Here is a 16456-nt window from a genome sequence, read left to right as displayed (position 1 = left end):
CCGTGGCCCGATGTGTCGCAGCCCCCGAGGGGTTGACGCTTTCACCATGCTGACCGCCCGGGACGCAAGGGCTGATTCGTACAAGTGTCAAGGGATAAGCCCCTTTTGCGGCCATCATCGGGGCGACCTATGCTGAAAAGGTCCATTGCCTCCCACGGGCCCGGAAGCAGACGGGTGACCCGTATGACCGAGCATGTGACGGAGTCGTTGTCGAGGGCCGCTCGAAGCGCCGACCGACGCGATACACCGCAACCGACGACGGCGCAGGTGCGCCCAGGGCGACCCGGCGGGCCCGCCCCGGACGAGGGACACCCCGTTCCGCCGGGGCTTCCGGCAGCCGGGCACGGGCTCTTGCTGCTCTCGGTGTCCGGCGCCGGGAATCACGCGATGGGTGCGTTCCTGCGCCGCGAGAGGGGACGCTGTTCCGGACCCCGTGATCCCGCCCGGCCCGTACGGAACGCGCCGCCAGGCCCGGGCAGCCCGCTCGCCCCCTCGCTCAGAGCCGACATGGAGTCGCACCTCGGGGCGGATCTGTCGACGGTGCGGCTGCACACCTCCGGGAGCGCGGCGGAATCGGCGCGCGTACTGGGCGCGCGGGCGTACACGGTGGGACAGCACATCAGCTTCGCGGCCGGCGAGTACCGGCCCAGCGACGCGGCGGGTCAGCGGCTGATCGTGCATGAACTGGCGCATACGGTGCAGCAGTCGCGCGGCGGTTCGGCGCCCGCCGGTTCCGAACGCACCGAGCGGGAGGCAGCCGACAGCGCCCGCTGCTGGAGAGCGGGCGGCCGTGCCGCGCCGGTCTCGGAGAGCTCGGCGGTCGGTGTCGCCCGGGACCCGGCCGGTGCCGCCGACAGCGGGCCCGAGGCGAAGGACTCCCTCGGCTTCTTCGGTGACCTGGCGGTCGACACGGTCGCCGGGTGGATGGTGGGGACGGGTCCCCAGCAGCAGATGCTCAAGGCCGCCCTGATCGGTTTCGTGGCCGAGCTGGGGCGGCAGATCCATGACCCGGAGACCAAGGATGCGATCAAGGCCGCCCTCAAGGAGCTGAACACCAAGGAGAGCCGCGACCAGATGACCGCTGCGTACTGGGCCGGTGCGGTCGCAGGCTTCGTCAGCCCGGCCACCGACATGCTCGGCCTGGCCGTCCTGGCGGAGCACCTTCAGGGCTTCATCACCAAGCTCGCTGTCAGCGCGCTGAAGGGCGAGTCCCAGCTAGGGCAAGACGCGGAACTCCTCTACAAGGACTTCTGCGACCTGCGCGACTCCGCCTTCGACACGCTGAAGCAGACCCTGACCAAGGACCCCGCGCAGCTCTTCGGCATCCTGAAGCTCTACGAGCACCTCGAGAAGTCTGCCGTGCAGCAGGCCGGGGCGGCGGGCCGCCGGGGCGCGCAGAAGACGATTCGGGCCCTCACGGCGCCGGAACCGGAAGTACCGCCGGAGACCGTCAAGCACATCGTGACCACGGACACCGAGGCTGAGAAGGCAGGCGTCGCCAGCGCCGTGACCGGCAAGATGTCACGACTGCAGCGCGCCACGTTCCACACCCGCCCGGCACGCATCGGCTACGACGTGGGGGAGGCCATCGGAGCCGTCCTGAGCAACGTGCTGGTGGCGGTGTTCACGGAGGGGGTCGGAGCCGCCATCACCGAGATCGCGGAAGGGCTGGGGCGCGTGGCACCCATGCTGGCCCGCGCCGCGGAGGCCCTCGCCGAGATCGGCAGGGCCATCACGGCCGTCGAGCGCGCCATCGGCCTGGTGATCGCGAAGGTGCTGGAGAAGATCAAGGCGGTCGGGACCTTGCTGCTGAAGCGCTTCGTCGAGGTGCTGGGGCGCCTGCAGCGCTTCCTTCAGGACCTGAAGGCGGTGGCGGCACGGCTGGAGAGCGCTGTCGCCCACGGCGGCGCGGGTACAGCGGTGCAGAAGACGGTACCCGCGGCCACCACGAAGACGGTCGAGGCCGCGGCTCCCAAGGCGCCGAAGTCCCCGGGGTCCACGGCCGACCGGGCTGACAACGTCGTGGACCTCGACAAGGCCCGCGCGAAGCGCGCGGGCGGCGGAGCCGGCGCACAGCACCCGCCCGTCAAGAAGCCCGCCCAGCAGCATCCGGCGTCCGCTGCGCACGCGCCCGAGCACCCGCCGCTGAGCGAGACCGTCCCCGCGGCCGAGCCGGTCACGGCCCACGGTGAGGCCGCGGTCGCCGAAGCGCCGCCCCAGAGCGGGACCATGTCCGTGGCCCGGCAGGCCGAGCTCGACGTCCCGCTCAAGGGAACGGGGACCACCGGCCCCGTCGCCGGCCCTCCGCGGGCGGGCGGGCCCTCCCGCGGCGGTGTCAAGACACCCGGGCCGCGTACGGTCACACCGCAGCGGTCCGCCGCGCCCAGGACCACCACGGCCCCGAAGAAACCCGGGGGCGGCACGAAGCAGCCGCCGCGAAAGGGCGGACCCCCTGTCGATGACGCGGCCGGGCCGATCAGCAAGCCGGCGATCGGCAAGGCCGAGCGGGAGGCGCCCCTCAGGAACGCCCACGACGCCGCGTACTTCCTCGACCACGAGCTGGCCAGGAGGAAGCCCCCGCGCATGTCCGAGGCGATGCAGCGGGACTGGGACGACTACGTCCTCTACGCCCGGCAACGCGCCAACGACATAGGCCAAGCGGCACTCACGGGGCAGAAGCTGCCCGCCCCGCCCCGGACCTTCGACAATTTCCGAAAGGCCTATCCTCCAGGCCATCCGATGCGCAACAGGGCCGGTGGAACCGCATTCGAGGAGAAGGTCACGGATGTGTTCCTGGAGGAGGTGGACCCCAGCCGCATCACGTCGGTGAAGTCGCAGCACCACATCTCCCCGACCCCCCAGGGAGGCCCGCTGACCCGGCCCGACGTGCTGTTCCCCGACGGCAAGGGCTGGAAGGTCGTGTCCAGCAAGTCCCGCCAGGAGATGGCCAAGATGAAGCCCCCGGCTGCCAAGGCCCAGGTCCGAGCCGATCTCCAGGAGGCCCTCGACAAGTACACCGGCGCCCAGTACATCCGCCGCACCGGGGACAAGGTCCAGATCGACTCGATCTGGTTGATCTACGACGGCGCTCACGTGCCGGACCACCTGCGTCGCGCGATCAGGTCGGAGGTGGCGCAGTTCCAGCTGGCGCGCGGCAAGGGGTTCGCCTTCAAGGTCGGCTTCCTCGACCCGCCGTACACCCGGTGACCGCCCGCCCCGCCTGGCCGATCTCACGTCCTGCTCCGCCGAGACACCAGAGGAGGCCCACGTGACCGCGGTTCTGATGGACTCCCGTCGCCTCGTCGCCTTCTCCCGCCTGGACGAGGTACTGGCGCATGCCGTGGCCGCCGTGGAGGCCGAGCAGGCCGAGGACGAGGCGACCGACACCTTTCCGGGCCTGCACATGAGCGCAGTCCACGCCCGGCGTCTGCTGCGGACACCACTCGGAAGCCCGCGGCTCGCCCTGGCCCGGCCATGCCCGCCGCAGCCCTCCTGGGACCGCATCACCTCCGACCACGCCGGCTGGTCCTGGCTGCGTACCCGGCACGGTCTGTCGGACCTCGAACTCGACCTGGTCCTGATGGCGTTGGCACCGGAGGCGGATCTCCGCTACGAACGGCTCTACGGATTCCTCCAGGACGACCTGAACCGCAGGCGCCCGCTGGTAGGCCTGGCCCTGGACCTGCTGACCTCCACCGTCGACGAGCGGCTGGCAGGCCGGGGCGCCTTCGGCTCCGGTGCGCCCCTGACCGAGCACCGCATCCTGACGCTTGTACCCGATCACCGGGCCGTCGAGCCGCCGCTCCTCGCGCACGCCATGGTGCTCGACGAACAGATCGTCGACGTCCTGCTGGACCAGCAAGGACTGGACAGGAGGCTCGCTCCCTGCTGCCGACTGGAGGTGCCGGCCCCTCCAGCCGGGGCGGCACGGGTGGTCCGGCCCGATGACGCCGGACACGGCCCTGTGCGGCTGTACGCGCAGGGACCGGCGGGCGCCGAACGGAACCGGCCGGCCCGTGACCTCGCCGCCGCGCACGGCGCCCCCCTGCTGACCGTCGAGACCGCCCGGCTGCCCGACGACTCCGAGCGGGCGGCGACGTTGCTGGCCCTAGCCTTCCGTGAGGCGTCACTGCTGGGCGCGGTGCTGACCATCGCCGACCTCGAAGGTCTCGACCGTCTCACCGGCGAGTACTTCGTTCGAGGACGGACGCTGGAAGACCTGCTGGCCGGGCACGAGGGCGATGTCGTGATCACCGGGGCGCGGGACTGGGCGCCGGAGGGCCGGCACGCACTGGGAGTCCTGCCGATTCCGGTCGTCCGTTGCGGATTCACCGACCGGCGGGCGCTGTGGGAGCAGGCGCTCGCCGCCCAGGGTGTCACCACGGATCCGGCCGATCTGCACGATCTGGCCGCCAGGTTCCGGCTCGGCCCGGACCGGATCGCCGACGCGGCGCTGACCGCGGTCGCCGCGGCTCGCAGGCGCGCCGCGGCCGAGGGCCTGCCCGGACCGCCGTCCCGGCCGACCCGGGCCGAGCTGTTCGCCTCGGCCCGCGGGCAGAACGGCCACGCGCTGGACGAGCTGGCACACCACATCGAGCCCGTGTACGGCCGGGACGACATCATGCTGCCCCCGGACACCGCCGCCCAGCTCGACGAGCTACGGGACCGGGTCGCGCACCGGCACCGGGTCATGGACGAGTGGGGCTTCGCGGACGGGCTGCCCCGCAGCACGGGCATCGGCGCTCTGTTCAGCGGACCTTCCGGCACCGGCAAGACGATGGCGGCGGAAGTGATCGCCCATGAGCTCGAACTCGACCTGTTCCGGATCGACCTCTCCACCGTCGTGAGCAAGTACGTCGGGGAGACCGAGAAGAACCTGGAACGCATCTTCACCGCAGCCGCCGACAGTGACGCCGTCCTGCTCTTCGACGAGGCCGACGCGCTGTTCGGGAAGCGCTCCGAGGTGCGGGACGCGCACGACCGCTACGCCAACCTCGAGATCTCCTACCTGCTCCAGCGGATGGAGCGGTACGAGGGCCTGGCGATCCTGACCACCAACCTGCGGCGGAACATCGATGAGGCGTTCACCCGACGGCTCCAGTTCATCGTCGAGTTCCCGTTCCCCGGCGCGGCGGACCGGGAGCGGATCTGGCGGGTCTGTTTCCCCGAGGCGGCACCGTGCGCCGCCGATGTGGATGTCGGCCGGCTGGCGCGTGACTATCCGTTGCCCGGCGGGAGCATCAGGAATGTCGTCCTGCACGCAGCCTTCCTGGCGGCCGCCGAGGATTCCGTGATCGGCATGCCGCACCTGGTCCAGGCGATCCGGCGGGAGTTCCAGAAGACGGACCGGGTCATGCCCGAAGGGGCCGGCCCGGGGCACCAGCATGTCCGGGATCGGAGCTGAGCCGTGTTCCACGACCTCGATGCGACGCTCAGGACGCTGCTGACCGACGGGCAGGCACCGGCTCCCCTCCGGGAGGCGGACGTCAGTTTCGTCACGCCTGACAAGGACTTCAAGCCCACTCAGGACACCGTCGACCTCTTCCTCCATGATGTCCAGGAGAACCGGACGCTGCGGGAGCAGGCCCCCTTCCTGGAGGAGGTGGAGGGCGACGGATTCCGCAGCCTGCGTCCGCCCATGCGCGTGGAGTGCACCTATCTCGTGACCGCCTGGTCCCACAAGACCGGGGCGGTGAAGACCGAGGACGAACACCGGCTGCTGGGGCAGCTGCTGTTCTGGTTCAGCGAGTTCCCCGTGATCGACGAGCGGTTCCTGCAGGGCAGTCTGGCGCTGCCGCCCCGGCTCTACGCGCTGCCCTCCTTCGTGGGCCAGCCGAAGGACGGCGCCGGGACAGGGCAGTTCTGGACGGCGCTGGGAGTGCCTCCGCGGCCTTCGCTGTCCTTCACCGTGACCATCGCCCTGGGGCCGCTCGAGGAGCCGGAGCTGCTCCCTGGGATCAAGGACCTCCAGGTGGAACCGACATCCCTCAGCCGTCCCGGGCTCCAGGGCCGGGTGTTGCTGGCGCGGGACGGTGTCGTGCTGCCCGTCGACGGCGCGCACGTGACCGTGGCCGGGACCGACCGGGCCGTCACGACCGGGCGCTCGGGCGAATTCTCCTTCACCGGCCTGGACTTCGGGCCACACACACTGCTGGTCCAGCTGAGCGACCGGCCGGAAGTCCGCTCCGAGGTCGTGTACCGGGCGGACCGTCAGGTGCACAACGTGCTCCTTCCGCAGCCCTGAGACATCGCAGACGAGGCCAGGAGGCTTCGATGACCGACTTCGAGACGAAAGCGCCAGGTGTCCACCTGGAGGAGATCAAGGCCGTCGGGCCGATCGCGGGGGCGGGCACCAGTACGGCGGCGCTGATCGGCACGGCCAAGAAGGACATCCCGGAGGCGGACCTCGGCAAACCGGTGGCCGTGACCAATTGGACCGCCTACGTGGACCGGTTCGACGGATTCAGCGAATTCGGAGCGGAGCAGCCCCTGGCCCTGCCGCACGCCGTCCGGGGGTTCTTCCAGAACGGAGGCACGATGGCCTACATCGTTCCGGTCCGGGACGCGACGGGCCTCGACGATGCCCTGACCTCGCTCACCCGCACCCTGGACGTCAGCATCGTGTGCCTGCCCGGCATGACCGACTTCGCGGTGCAGAAAACGGTGATCGACCACTGTCAGGAGATGGGCGACCGGTTCGCCGTCCTGGACGGGGCTCGCGAAGCCGGGACGCCCGGGAACACCGAACCGCTCAAGACCCAGCGCGAAGGCCTGGTGACGGACCGCGGGTTCGGTGCCCTGTACTGGCCCTGGATCCGCATCAGCGACCCCGGCGCACCGGCGGACGAGCCCGCGCGGCTGACCGTGCCGCCGTCGGGTCACATCGCCGGTGTCATGGCGCGCAGCGACAACGAACGCGGCGTGCACAAAGCGCCCGCCAACGAGCCCGTCCGGGGAGCCGTCGATCTCGAGGTCCTCCTCAGCGACGGGGAGCAGGCGCAGCTGAACAATCTGGGCATCAATGCCCTGCGGATCTTTCCGGGCGGCCCGCCGGTGGTGTGGGGCGCCCGCGCGCTCTCGACGAACACCGCATGGCGGTTCGTCAACGTGCGCCGGCTCATGGCGTACATCTCCGACTCCCTCCTGCAGGGTCTGCGCTGGGCGACGTTCGAGCCGAACAACAAGACGCTGTGGAAGAAGCTGGAACGCACGGTGACGGAGTTCCTGACCCGGGTGTGGCAGTCCGGCGCGCTGTTCGGCGAGACCTCCGCGGAAGCCTTCTACGTCAAGATCGACGAGGAGCTCAACCCCGCCTCGGTCCGGAAACTGGGCCAGGTGTTCATCGAGATCGGAGTGGCGCCCACCACGCCTGCGGAGCACGTCGTCATCCAGCTCGGCCTGTGGTCCGGCGGCGTCCGCGTCAACGAGGGCTAGAGGGAAGGACGGAGCAATGCCCCAGACAGGTCAGCGAGTCGACCCCTTCCGCAATTTCAACTTCCTCGTGGAGCTGGACGGCATCGCCCAGGCCAGCTTCACCGAGTGCAGTGGGCTGGGCACGACCACCGAGGTCGTCGAGACCCGGGAGGGAGGCGACAACACCACCGTGCGCAAGCTGCCCGGGAAGACCAGTTACAGCGACATCACGCTCAAGTACGGCGTCACCCCGTCGAAAGAGCTGTGGGCCTGGCGGCAGCGGGTGGTCGACGGAAACGTGGTCCGCAAGAACGGCTCCATCGTGGTGTTCGACCTGAGCAACCACACCGAGGTCGCCCGCTGGAACTTCGTCAGCGCCTGGCCGTCCAAGTGGGAGGGCGCGGCACTCAGCGCCAAGGGAAACGACGTGGCCATCGACACCCTCGTGCTGGCTCACGAGGGCCTGACCCGGGTGTGAGGCCGATGCTGGTCACGGAGGTCGAGTTCCAGCTGCCCAAGGGGTACGTGGACGACGCGGGGAACCTGCACCGTGATGGTGTGATGCGCCTGGCGACTGCCGCGGACGAGATCTACCCCCTGAAGGACCCACGCGTACAGGACTGGCCCGCCTACCTGATCGTCGTGCTCCTGTCCCGGGTGGTGACCAGGCTGGGCGGTGTCCCGGAGGTCACCGCAGGGGTGATCGAAGGCCTGTTCTCCGAGGACCTGGCGCACCTTCAGAACCTCTACAACCGCGTCAACGGACTGGCCCCGACCACGATGACGGTCCGCTGCCCGCACTGCGGCCGCGACCACGTCACGGAGGCAGTACCGCCGGGGGGGTGATGGGCTACCCCCTGGCACGGGTCCGTCAGGAGGTGGCCTTCCTGGGACGCCAGGTCCACTGGGCCCTGACCGAGTTGCTGGATCTCGACCACGAGGAGCGGCTGCACTGGGTGCGTGAAGTCGCCGCCGGGATGGAAGGAGATGGCCGACCATGACGCCGGACAACGGCAGTGTCGCCCCGCACCGGCCGACCTTGGGCGAGCGGCTCGACCTCCAGGGGCGCCACCTGCGCACACGGCTGCTCATGCCCTTGCCATGGGCCGGTCCGTTGCGCGCCCTGCTCGACCGGGCGGCCGGCATGGGCCGGTACGGCGACCGGTTCGACCGGATCGAGGCCACGCCGGAGCATCCGCCGCCGGTGCCCGCGAACGACTGGGCGGCCCTGCCGGTGCCGTGTCCTCAGCTGCCGTCGGGACTGCGGGGTCCTGTCTGGGAGGGGCCCGCATCGCCGTCCAGCACGTCCGAGAGCGGCGTCGACCGCCGGCCGATTCCCCCGGACGGCACCGACGGTGCGGGTGCACCGGTGGACTCGCCGTCGGCGCCCCTGCCCGCCACGGTCCGGTCCCGGCTGCGGGAGGTGGCCGGCCAAGGGGCTGACGCGATGCGGGTCCACGACGACGGTCTCGCCGACGCGTTCGCCCGGGCCCACCGGGCCGACGCCGTGACGGTCGGCCGGGACGTGTACTTCCGCCGCGGCCGGCTCCGTCCGGTGGAGGAGAGCGGTTTCGGACTGTTGGCCCACGAGGCCGTTCATGTTCTGGCCCTGCTGCGGCCGGGCGCCGCCTGGCACCGGGCGACCGGCGCGGGCGTGAGTGACGAGGAGGCCACGGCCCGGGCCCTGGAACGATCGGTGGCCTCCGGCGAGTTCCTTCCCACGGCCACCGGCCGATGGGGCCGGGAGCCTTCCCCCGGGCTGGTCTCCGCGGAGACCGAGGGCCGACCCGCCGCCGCGGTACCGGCCGCCGGGACCGTGGCGCAGCCGCCCGGCTCTGCTCAGCCACCGCCGGATGCGGCCGTCGCCCGGCCGCTGGCGGCTCCGGCCGACCGCGGCACGGCCACGGAGCCCGGCGCCGCGCCGGCGGCGCTCGACGTACGGGCGCTGCGCCGGGACCTGGTCAGCGACGTGATGCGCCAGTTGCGCAGCGAATTCGAACGCGGAGGCTGATGTGACGTCCACCCCGTTCCGACCCGCCCCAACGCCCGCGGGCACTTCGGTCAGTGCGGCGCTGGCCAAGGCAGAGATCATCAACACCGACTCGGGCGAGAGCTTCTCCGTGATGTACAACCCCGAGGAGCTCAAGCTGGAGCAGGGCAACAACTTCGCCGAGGTCGGCATTCCGGGCCTGGACGCTCCACCCGTGCAGTACGTCCGCGGACGGGCCCGGACGCTCGCCATGGAGCTGTTCTTCGATACCTACGAGTCCGGGACGGACGTCCGCGGTTACACCGGCCCGATCGTCCGGCTGCTCGACAAACAGCCCCAGACGCAGGCTCCGCCGGTCCTGCTGTTCTCTCTGGGCAGCCTCCAGTTCCGCTGTGTCCTGGTGGACGCCGGCCAGCGGTTCACGATGTTCCTGAGGGACGGCACCCCAGTGCGGTCCAGCCTCTCGGTGCGTCTCCAGGAGTTCGTGCCGGTGGGCGTCGAGGTGCGCCGAGGTGTGTTCTTCGGCTCACCGACGGCCTCCGGCCTGGTCAACCGGGCCGTGGGGGTGGCGCTGGAGGCGACCGGGGCGACGTCCGGGCAGCCCTCGTCGGAGCACCTGGTGGTGCGGGGCGACACCCTCAGCGGCCTGGCGGGGGCCTACCTCGGCGATCCCGCCCTCTGGCGGGACATCGCCCTGGCCAACGCGATCTCCGACCCCTTCGCGCTCGAACCGGGCGTTCGCCTGGTGATTCCACCACGTCGACCGGGCGGCCCGTTGCGGCCGCAGTCAGGGGCATGACCATGTCCGAACCGTCCTACGCCCCCCGCTTCGAGGTGCGCGTCGCCGGACTCACCATGGCGTCGGACGTGGCCGACCGGATCCTGAGTCTGACCGTGGAGACCAGCCTGGACCTGGCCGGTTCGTTCAGCTTCGTGCTGCGCAACCCCGACAACCGGCTGCTCGACTCCCCGCTGCTGGACCTCGGCAAGACGGTGGAGATCCACCTCGGGTACGGCAATGCGCTGGAGCCCGCGTTCCTCGGCGAGATCGCCGCCGTGGAGCCGTCGTTCCCGCAGAGCGGTACGCCGACGGTGCAGGTCTCGGGCTACGACAAGTCGTACCGCATGCGGCACTCCCAGCCGGAGCCCACCGAGTACAAGTTCCTCAACGACAGCCTGATCGCCGCCCGGATCGCCGTGGAGAACGGACTGGTCCCGGTCGTCGATCCCACGCCCGGCGTCCGGGAGAAGGTCCCCCAGGTCGAGGGCGACATGGCATTCCTCAAGTCGCTCGCCCAGCGCTATTTCTTCGACGTGTACGTCGAGTGGGACCGGCTGCACTTTCAGTTCCCGCGTCCGCAGACTGCCGTCCACGTTCTGGAATGGGGACGGAACCTGTCCAGCTTCGCACCGCGCATCTCCGCGTCCGGGGTCGCCGGCCTCCAAGCCGTACGCGGATACAACCAGGAGCTCGCGCAGACCGTTCACGCCATGGCACTGGCCGCGGATCTCGACCCGGGCGACCTGGTCGAGCGGCTCGGCAGTTCGGCGGCGGAGCTGCTCACGTCGCTCGTGCGCAAGGGCATCCGCAAACACGCGCTGGAGAACCCGCTGGACGCGAAGGTCCTGGCCGAGTCGCTGCTCGCGGAGCTGCTGGCGGGGATGTACGAGGGCAGCGGATCGTGCGTCGGAGTGCCCGTCCTCGCGGCCGGCAGGTACCTGGAGATACGCGGCGTGGGGAAACGGTTCAGCGGTACCTACCGGCTGCGCAAGGTGACCCATCGGATCGACGACAGCGGGTTCACGACCGAGTTCACGATCAGCCAGCGCGGACAGTCCCACCTGCTCGGCATGTTGCGGAAGCAGATCGTGGAGGAGCCCGCGCCGAACCTGCCGGAGCGCTTCTACGGGGTTGTCCTCGCAGTGGTGCAGGAGAACCACGAGGTGACGGCCACACCCCCCAAGGCGCCACTGGGCCGGGTGAAGGTGTCGTTCCCCGGTCTGTCCGACCGGTTCACCAGCGGCTGGGCGCCCTGCGCCCGCCCGATGGCCGGAAAGGACATGGGCTTCTACTCGCTGCCGGACCGCGGTGAACAAGTGCTGGTCGCCTTCGAACACGGAGACCTGAGCAAGCCGTATGTGATCGGCAGCCTGTGGAACGCCGGTCAGCCGCCGCCGGCGACGAACACGGACGGAGCGAACAGCAAGCGGGTCATCAAGAGCCGGGCCGGCCACAGCATCACCTTCGACGACGCCAAGTCCGGGGGAGCGCTGGTCATCGAGGACGGCGGCCGGGGCAGCTCGATCACTCTCAACGCCGACGGTTCGCTCACCATCAGCGCCGCCGGCGATCTGACCATCGCGGCGGGCGGCGAGATCACTCTGTCCGCCGCGACCGCGACAGCCGGAGGTACGAAGATCACCATGACCGAGAAGGAAGTCGATGTCACCTGAGGAGTGACGGAGGATTTCGGATGGCTACCACAACGCACCATGTCCTCACCACGGCGAGCACCGTGACGTGTGGGAACGGGCTGCCGCAGGGCATGCCTCCGCCTCCCGTCGCGCCCGGGCTGGTGACGACCACCAGTACGGCCGTGCTCAAGGTCGACGGACACCCCGTGCTGAGGAAAACGGACATCACGAGCGCGACGAGCGTCAACTGCCTGGCGCCCTCGCCCGCCAAGAAGTGCACCAAGGTCCAGGCCGTCACGACGGGCGAGTCGACGAAGCTGAAGGCCCGTGGCTCGGGGGTCATGCTCGACACCCTCACCGGCACGACCGACGGCACCTTGCCCCCGGCTCCGACCGGGCTGGGCGCCAAGGCCGGCCAGACCAAGCTGCGCTCCGCCTGATCCGGAGGTCGTCATGGAATCGGACATCCACGGCAGGGGACTTGCCTTCCCGGTCCGGTTGGGCCCGGCCGGCCTGGTCGAGTCGGCCGGGCTGCGGAAGATCCGGGAGTCGATCACCATCATCCTCGGCACCCAGTACGGCGAACGTGTCATGCGCCCCGATTTCGGATGCAACCTGGCGCGTCTGATGTTCGCGCCCAACAACGCGTCCACGGCCAGTCTCGCCCGCTACTACGTCGAAGAGGGCCTGACCCGCTGGGAGCCGCGCATCGAACTCGTCGAGGTCAGCGTGACGAACGACAGCCTGAAGGCTGCCCTGCACATCGACATCACCTACCGCCTCCGCGCCACGCAGACGACTGACACCCTCGTCCACACCTTCCACCTGGAGCGGACGTGATGCCGTGATGACTCCGCGATCCCAGCGCGGCCGCATCCTGCCGCCGGACCTGGACGACCGGACCTGGCAGGACCTGGCGGCGCAGATGCGCGAACTCAGGAAGAAGTACACCGACCGCTGGACGGACGAGAGTCCGAGCGACATCGGTATGACGCTCATCGAGCTGTTCGCCTGGCTGGCGGAGGGCGTGATCTTCCGGCTCAACCAGGTGCCGGAGAAGAACTACATCGCCTTCCTCCATCTGATGGGCATCACCCGCAACCCGGCCACGCCCGCCGCTGCCGCCCTGACGTTCAGCACCAAGGCACCGTCGGCGCAGGTGTCCGCAGGCACCCAGGCCCAGACGGTGGCCGCGGAGGGCGAGGCACCCATAGTCTTCGAGACGGACGAAGGCGTCACCGTCCTGCCGACGCGCCTGACCACCGCCTTGTCGGTCACGCTCGACCCGGACAGCGGCGATGTCTTCTACGACGACGTCTCCGCCGCACTCGTGGGCACCCCGACCGGCAGACTGCTGGTGAACGTGCCCGGCCAAGGCGTCACGCACCTGTGCCTCGGCTTCGACGAGCCGGTACCACCCGGCACCGAACTCCTGCTCCGCCCGCGTCTGTACCGTCCCGTCCCGGAATCCCCGCCGGGCGAGGTGACATGGACCCATTCCGTGAGCGAGGAAGAGCCGGAGAGCTGGCCCTCACTCGCCCCGCCCGGCGGCCTGAAGAGCCTCCACGAAGGCCACGTACGCCTGACCGCACCGGCGACCTGGGCCAAGCAGAACCCGGTCGCGGATTGGCCCGATGTGCTTCCGCGAGGCGACAGCCTCTTCGACGAGGAGCGGTTCTGGATCGGCATGAGTATCAGGAACCTTGGCGAGCCGGACCTGGAGATCGGCCTGGACCGCGTCCTGTTCAACGCCGCCCCCGCGCACACCGCACTGACGATCCGTTCCCCCGAGCTGCTCGGCACGAGCACCGGCGAGCCCTTCCAGGTGTTCGCCCTGCGCAACCGGCCCCTCTACAAGCGGCCGGACCCCAAGGCCCCGTACGCGGACCTCGTCGTCCAGGTCGGCCAGGGCACACCACCCGTGTGGGAGCCCTGGCGGATGGTCCCCGAACTGCTGCCGGGGGGAGACAAGGTCTACCGGCTCGACCCGGTGACCGGCGAGATCAGCTTCGGCAGCCATGACGACCGACGGCGGCAGGGCCGCGGATCCATCCCGCCGGCCGGCAGTCTGATCAGGGCCGAGCGGTACCGGTACGTCGCCTCGGGGACGGCGGGCAACGTCTCCCCGGAGCAGGTCGTGGTTCTCGGTACCGGGCCCGACGGTGCCATGCCGGCCGGGCTCAGCGGCGTGACCAACCTGGCCGCCGGTACGGACGGCTCCGACGAGGAGCCGATCGAGGAGACCCTGCGGCGGGCCCCGGAGGAGCTGAAGGTCCGTGACCGGGCGGTCACGGCGGACGACTTCGCCTTCCTGGCGCGTGAAGCGACCAGCGACGTGTGGATCAGCCGCTGCCTGGGGCCCCATCCGCCGAGCGGTCCGCCATGGACCTTCGGCGGCATCGACCGTGCCCCCGGCACCGTGAACGTCATCGTCGTGCCCGACCAGGGCGAGCGGGTCGACCGGCCCGAGCCGCCGCCCGAACTCGTCGACGCCGTAGTGGCCTACCTGGACGAACGCCGGGACCTGACCGTCCGGCTGTTCGTGCACGGGCCGCGCTATCTGCCGGTGGTCGCCGACGTGTCCGTGGTGGTGTGGCGGGAGGCGGTACGTGCCGGTGTGGAACCCGCGGCCGTGGAAGCCGAGGTGAGGGAGCGGATCGCCGCCTTCCTGCACCCCACCCGGGGCGGCCCCACCGGCACGGGTTGGGAGGTCGGCCAGCACGTCTTCAGCTCGGACCTCTTCCGTGCGGTCATGCCCGACGACCAGGTGGGCTTCATCCAGCGGATCACCGTCGCACCCGGCGAACCCGCGTATCCGGGCCCTCGGCCGGAGGCCTTCAGGGACGCGGAGGCCGGCGCCGCGGTACAGGTGGCCGACTACGAACTCGTCTGCGCGGGCCCGGCGACCGTTGATCGCCGTGTCGACGGCGAGTGAGGGGGCCGGCCATGGCGACACAGCAACGGAGCAGCTATCTGCGCTACCTCCCGCCCGTGTTGTGGGAGAACGACCAGGCGGCCACGGACATCTCCCTCGGCAGCATGCTCTGCCTCTTCGAGAAGATCCTCACCGGCATTCCGGACGGTGAGCCGATCGTGCACCCGCGGCACCTGGACACGGGGGACGAGACCCACACCCATGTCTCCATCACGGAGACCGTCGAACAGCTGGATCGGCTCTACGACCCGTGGCGGACGCCGGAGAGGTTCCTGCCCTGGCTCGCCTCCTGGGTCGCACTGCGCTTCCCCGAGCTCCAGGGCGATCCACTCTGGGACGAGTACCAGCAGCGCAAGGCCACCTCGGAGATCAGCCGGGTCCACCGCCGACGCGGGCTGCGCTCCGGCCTCGCCACCTACCTGGACCTGTACTCCGTGGGCCGCGTCAGGCCCCGGGTGGCCGTGGACGACGGAACCTGCCTGCTGACGGTCCGCACGGACGCCGGTGGGCAGCGGCCCGCCACCGCCCTGCCGACCTTCAGGCCGCTGATCGAGGACGGGGAAGTGGTCCGCGAGGGACTGATGCGACCCTGGTGCGTGGCGAGGGGGACCGACGGCAGCCTCTTCGTCGGGGAGCGCGGTCTGCCCGAGTTCGCAGAGGTCGTGCACCGCCGGCGGGTGTGGCGGATCAGCGCGGCGGGGCAGCCGGACCTGGACGGCAGCCCGCCGCGCCCACGGCCGCTGGTCCCCGGGATGACCCTGGCCCGGATCGTCGCCGTCGCCGTGCGCCCCGAGACCGCCGGACAGCCGGAGAAGCTGTTCATCCTCGACCAGAACGGCCGCATCTTCGCCGTCCCCTTCCCCTACACCGCCGCCACGGTCCCGGAACTCGTGCGGCTGCCCACCCCCGTCTTCCCCGTGGCGATGACCGTGGACGGCGCCGGCGACCTGCTGATCCTCGACCGCGGACTGTCCCCTCCCGAAGCCGCGACGCCCATGATCTTCACCGTCCGTCCCGACGCGACCCCGGTGGGCGTGATTCCGAAGGAGCTGGACAAGACCCAGATCAAGGAGCCGCTGTCGCTGTTCGTGGAGCGTGACGGGTCACTGCTCGTCGGTGACGGCGGTCACCAAGCGACAGCGCCTGAGACGGACGGGGGCGGCGGCAACCTGATCCGGGTGGTGCGCGGCGCCGAGCAGTGGACGCACACACCCCTGCTCCCGCCGGACAACGCCCTGGTGGCCCCGACGGCCGTAGCGCGACCGGACGACGGACAGCTCTTCGTGCTCGACGCCGGCCTCAAACCCTTCTGGCCGGAGTTCGCGGACGATGCCTTCGTCCTGCTGCGGGCCCTGCCCGCATCAGTTCGCGTCGTCGAGACGGCCACCGCTTCGACGGCCCGGATCACCGGTCCGGGGAGCTTCGTCAACCCCACCGGGATGGTCGCCGCCGGAGCCGGGCTGGTGATCTGCGATCCCGGCCCGGTCGAGACGATCGGCATGAACGAGAACACCTACCGGCCAAGGGTCCAGCCGTTCGAGATGAGTGTGGTCATCCACTTCTCCTCGGACGAGCTCTCCGCCGACGAGGCACTGCGCAAACGGGAGATGAACGGGGCCATGGGCACCATCACATCCATCGTCGGCGAGCACAAACCGGCACATTGCCGATTCATCCGGGTGACCCGGACCCTCGGCGAGTGA

14 protein-coding genes are annotated in these 16456 nt (G+C 70.4%); all 14 read left to right on the top strand.

Annotation, left to right across the window (positions count from 1 at the left end):
* The first annotated feature begins 129 nt into the window (after positions 1 to 129).
* The 14 genes from E5082_RS32645 (at position 130) to E5082_RS09615 (ending at position 16456) form a co-directional block, all read left to right on the top strand.
* Positions 130 to 3207 carry an eCIS core domain-containing protein gene (locus tag E5082_RS32645; RefSeq protein ID WP_308437505.1) on the top strand — a complete coding sequence of 1026 codons (3078 nt, stop codon included), beginning with the start codon at positions 130 to 132 and terminating at the stop codon, positions 3205 to 3207.
* Between the two features lie 61 nt (positions 3208 to 3268).
* Complete coding sequence (locus E5082_RS09670) at positions 3269 to 5404, top strand: AAA family ATPase (protein WP_135790869.1); 2136 nt, start codon at positions 3269 to 3271, stop codon at positions 5402 to 5404.
* Between the two features lie 3 nt (positions 5405 to 5407).
* The gene (locus E5082_RS09665; RefSeq protein WP_135790868.1) at positions 5408 to 6244 is read left to right on the top strand and encodes a Pvc16 family protein; all 837 of its coding nucleotides are present in this window, start codon (positions 5408 to 5410) and stop codon (positions 6242 to 6244) included.
* A 29-nt stretch (positions 6245 to 6273) separates the two neighbouring features.
* Positions 6274 to 7434, top strand: a complete 1161-nt coding sequence (locus E5082_RS09660) for a phage tail sheath family protein (protein WP_135790867.1) — start codon at positions 6274 to 6276, stop codon at positions 7432 to 7434.
* A gap of 16 nt (positions 7435 to 7450) precedes the next feature.
* Positions 7451 to 7891, top strand: coding sequence for a phage tail protein (locus E5082_RS09655; protein WP_135790866.1), 441 nt, complete (start codon positions 7451 to 7453; stop codon positions 7889 to 7891).
* A gap of 5 nt (positions 7892 to 7896) precedes the next feature.
* Entirely contained in the window at positions 7897 to 8259 is a 363-nt protein-coding gene (locus E5082_RS09650) for a phage tail assembly protein (protein WP_135790865.1), read from the top strand.
* Positions 8256 to 8414, top strand: coding sequence for a hypothetical protein (locus E5082_RS32315; protein ID WP_167514019.1), 159 nt, complete (start codon positions 8256 to 8258; stop codon positions 8412 to 8414). The genes E5082_RS09650 and E5082_RS32315 overlap by 4 nt, the downstream gene beginning before the upstream one ends.
* The gene (locus E5082_RS09645; protein ID WP_229918784.1) at positions 8411 to 9424 is read left to right on the top strand and encodes an eCIS core domain-containing protein; all 1014 of its coding nucleotides are present in this window, start codon (positions 8411 to 8413) and stop codon (positions 9422 to 9424) included. The genes E5082_RS32315 and E5082_RS09645 overlap by 4 nt, the downstream gene beginning before the upstream one ends.
* Before the next feature lies 1 nt (position 9425).
* Positions 9426 to 10202, top strand: coding sequence for a CIS tube protein (locus E5082_RS09640; RefSeq protein ID WP_135790864.1), 777 nt, complete (start codon positions 9426 to 9428; stop codon positions 10200 to 10202).
* Between the two features lie 2 nt (positions 10203 to 10204).
* A complete protein-coding gene (locus E5082_RS09635; protein ID WP_135790863.1) occupies positions 10205 to 11857 on the top strand; it encodes a phage baseplate assembly protein V in 1653 nt (550 codons plus the stop codon).
* Positions 11858 to 11877: 20 nt separating this feature from the next.
* Positions 11878 to 12258, top strand: a complete 381-nt coding sequence (locus tag E5082_RS09630) for a hypothetical protein (protein ID WP_135790862.1) — start codon at positions 11878 to 11880, stop codon at positions 12256 to 12258.
* A 13-nt stretch (positions 12259 to 12271) separates the two neighbouring features.
* On the top strand, positions 12272 to 12658 hold the full coding sequence (locus tag E5082_RS09625; protein ID WP_135790861.1) for a GPW/gp25 family protein: 387 nt from the start codon (positions 12272 to 12274) through the stop codon (positions 12656 to 12658).
* Between the two features lie 7 nt (positions 12659 to 12665).
* Complete coding sequence (locus E5082_RS09620; RefSeq protein ID WP_135790860.1) at positions 12666 to 14753, top strand: putative baseplate assembly protein; 2088 nt, start codon at positions 12666 to 12668, stop codon at positions 14751 to 14753.
* Positions 14754 to 14764: 11 nt separating this feature from the next.
* A complete protein-coding gene (locus E5082_RS09615) occupies positions 14765 to 16456 on the top strand; it encodes a phage tail protein (protein ID WP_135790859.1) in 1692 nt (563 codons plus the stop codon).

This window comes from Streptomyces griseoluteus (assembly GCF_004784465.1).
Lineage (GTDB): Bacteria > Actinomycetota > Actinomycetes > Streptomycetales > Streptomycetaceae > Streptomyces > Streptomyces griseoluteus.
This window is presented reverse-complemented; position numbering and strand designations above follow the sequence as displayed.